The organism is Methanosarcina spelaei, from assembly GCF_002287235.1.
GTDB classification, from domain to species: Archaea; Halobacteriota; Methanosarcinia; order Methanosarcinales; family Methanosarcinaceae; genus Methanosarcina; species Methanosarcina spelaei.
The window spans coordinates 1-3293 of the sequence record NZ_LMVP01000185.1 but is presented as its reverse complement, the minus strand read 5'-3'; the positions used below and the strand labels follow the sequence as shown (position 1 = coordinate 3293).

3 protein-coding genes are annotated in these 3293 nt (G+C 38.1%); all 3 read left to right on the top strand.

The window, feature by feature from the left end:
* On the top strand, positions 1–960 hold a 960-nt coding region (locus ASJ81_RS10340; RefSeq protein ID WP_095642794.1), incomplete at its 5' end, for an IS66 family transposase.
* A gap of 244 nt (positions 961–1204) precedes the next feature.
* On the top strand, positions 1205–1507 hold the full coding sequence (locus tag ASJ81_RS10335) for a hypothetical protein (protein WP_095644388.1): 303 nt from the start codon (positions 1205–1207) through the stop codon (positions 1505–1507).
* Between the two features lie 562 nt (positions 1508–2069).
* Positions 2070–3086, top strand: a complete 1017-nt coding sequence (fen, locus tag ASJ81_RS10330; protein ID WP_095644387.1) for a flap endonuclease-1 — start codon at positions 2070–2072, stop codon at positions 3084–3086.
* Positions 3087–3293: the final 207 nt, after the last annotated feature.

Genomic DNA, 3293 nt, shown 5'->3' with positions numbered 1-3293 from the left:
CCTTATCAGCAGATTGATGATACAGGTGCAAGAGTCAATGGTGTCAATTATTATACTCAAATTCTTTGTAATCCTTATTATACTGCTTATTTTACAGTTCCCAATAAAAATAGAGAAAATGTTTTAGACGTGCTTTTATGTGGAAAAGAAAAAACATACTGCTTTACTGATGAAGCATATAATCTGATGAAAACGTTTAATGTTTCCCAAAGTTGGATGGAAAAACTCTCGTCTTTTAAAAACAAAATATTCAGTGACGAAGAAATGCGTCGAAAACTGGATTGTGTTTTCTCACTTAATGGATATAAAACTACTAAGAAGAAAGTCCTTGAAGCCTGTGCAATTGCGGCCTATCATCAAAGTAAAGACATACCTGTGGTTACCACACTTTTAAGTGATGATGCACGTCAGTTCAGGCAAATTGCATATCACCATGCTCTTTGTTGGATTCATGACGGTAGAAACTACAAGAAATTAAGGCCAATAGTTCCGTATCATAAAGAAAAGCTGAAAGCTTTTCTGAACAGTTACTGGAACTTTTATGGTGAGCTTTCTAAGTTTAGAATAAAACCAGATTCAGAGGTAGCGGAGCAATTATCCGTTAAGTTTGATCAGTTGTTTTCTACCAAAACAGGATATGAACAGCTGGATGAAAGAATCGCTAAGACAAAAGAGAACAAGGAACAGCTGTTAAAGGTCCTGGTCTTGCCAGAGGTTCCGCTGCATAACAATGCAGCGGAACTAGCGGCGAGAGCAAAAGTCAGAAAAAGAGATGTGAGCCTTCAAACCATAACAGAGGAAGGAACAAAAGCAAATGACACATTTATGACGATTGTTCAGACAGCAAAGAAACTGGGTGTAAGTGCATATCAGTACATATGTGATAGAGTTGGCGGTACATTTGGGATGCCATCTCTGGCTCAATTAATCGGAGAAAAAAGCTCAATAAGCAGAAATTGAGAGCTTTCCACTCAATTTGAAGAGGATACTAATTTTTCTAATGTAATTACTACCCAACTAGGCATTTCGGGCACAGGTTCCTTGATCCAGTAAACTATATATATTGGTTCTTCTGTAGAACAGAAAAGATCTGAATCTGAAAAGTTATAAAATAATTGTTTAGATATTCTGTATCGCAAGTTATTATTACTCAGAGTTAGTATTATTTGGTTACTTGTGTAAGCAGGTAAAGAAGGAAAGCTATATGCACTTTAGTCTGGAACCGATTGGCATTATTACAAAGGTTGCAAATAAGTCGGAAATTTTGATTTATTCTGATTTTGAACAGGTTATAAGAAATATCGTGTCCAAAATAGGAGAAGGGGCTGAGAAAGGACAGAAGCTTCTGGTCATCCATAAAAACAACAACCAGAAGCAGGTGGATGGTCACCAGGTCCAGGTCACGAAAGCGACTTTACTGGAAAGAAAAGGTAATTTGCTGACAATATCCAAAATAGAAGCAAACGAAGATTCAGTAATCGATGTTCGACTTGACCTCACCGCTTGATTTTCTTAGGTTTCTATAGAGGCTATAAGCCTAATAAGTCTCTTCTCTTTTCTCTTTCTTACTGGATAGCTTTGATTGGGCCTCAGGAAGGGCTGATAGAGTTAACTTCAAAAAATATGATAAAAATATAAAAATATGTTTGGAATTCCAGAACTTGTCCGGATTCCATGATCTGATGAACTCACTGACTAAATGAGTCCAATGACCGAATGAGTTTCATGGATTAGAACGGAAATTACATCTGTTTCTTTACTTTTTTCCTTCTGAGTAGTACTGTCTTTCAACAATCTATTTCATCGGTAAGTATCTCAGGATAACTATGAACACGCGGTAAATATAAGACTTCAGTATCTATAAAGCGTATTGAACAATAAATCATATGATTGCTATAAAGCATTTTGATATTGACCTGTAGTAAAGTATATTGAGATGTCTCTTGATATCTATTTTCTGAATAACAGTTAAAAAATTAAAAATAAGATTAAAAAATAAGAATAGATTAATAAGGCAAGTAATGAAAGTGCAAAGCTTTCTATTAACTTTCAGACATTCGAGGGAAAACATGGGCACAGATATAGGCGACCTGCTCCAGAAAAGAAAAATTGAGCTTTCGGATCTTACAAATCAGGTAGTTGCAATCGATGCATTTAATACGCTGCACCAGTTTTTGAGCATTATTCGCCAGCGGGATGGAAGTCCTCTGGTTGATTCTGCAGGAAGAGTAACCTCCCATCTCTCAGGCCTGCTCTACCGAACAGCGAGCCTTGTAGAAGCAGGTGTCAAACCTCTTTTTGTTTTTGACGGCAAACCTCCTGATCTCAAGTCCGAAACCCTGAACCGAAGAAAAGAAGTAAGGGAATCTTCTAGGGAAAAATGGGAGAATGCAAAAGCTGTAGGGGACCTGGAATCGGCGTATAAGTATGCTCAGGCTTCTTCGAAAGTAAACCAGGAAATTGTTGAAGATTCCAAATATCTCCTCAACGTTATGGGAGTTCCCTTTGTTCAGGCCCCCTGTGAAGGCGAAGCACAGGCTGCACACATGGTTCTCAAAAAAGACGCCAACTGCGTTGCTTCGCAGGATTACGACTCATTTCTCTTCGGGGCTCCAATCGTTGTCAGAAACCTGGCTGTAACAGGAAAACGGAAGCTTCCGGGAAAGAACATGTATGTTGATGTCGAACCAGAAAAAATCGAGCTGGATGAGACCCTTGAAGCCCTGGAAATTACACGGGAGCAGCTTATAGACATCGCTATCTGTGTGGGCACGGATTATAACAAAGGGCTGGAGAAAGTAGGCCCGAAAACAGCCCTTAAACTAATTAAAAAGCACGGGGATATTTATTCCGTACTTAGTGAAAAAAAAGCAGAAATTGAAGCTGTGGATCAGATAAGAGACATTTTTCTCCATCCTGAAGTAACGGATGATTACAAAATAAGATGGGAAAAACCTGACTCTGAAAAACTTCTCGAATTCCTCTGCGAGGGGCACGATTTCTCGATTGATAGGGTAGGAAAAGCTGCAGAACGACTTAAAACGGCCTCAGGAGCCAGACAGAAAACTCTTGATCAGTGGTTTTAAGTGATTTTCGTTCAAAACTATTAATTTTCTAATTTTTTATATATTTATACATATATGTCGTTGTCCTTAACTCTTCATTCAAGGAGGTCTGAGACAGACAAGGATAGGACTGAAATCTTCCCATAAAGAGCACTCAATGTCCATACGCAATTTCAGTACTTCGCTAATTTTTCATTTTGTATAAATGAGGTCATTCGAAACCTATAT

Bases quoted from the DNA above. Each gene is read 5' to 3' on its own strand.
- ASJ81_RS10335 (WP_095644388.1), top strand. From the start codon at position 1,205: ATGCACTTTAGTCTGGAACCGATTGGCATTATTACAAAGGTTGCAAAT.
- fen (WP_095644387.1), top strand. From the start codon at position 2,070: ATGGGCACAGATATAGGCGACCTGCTCCAGAAAAGAAAAATTGAGCTT.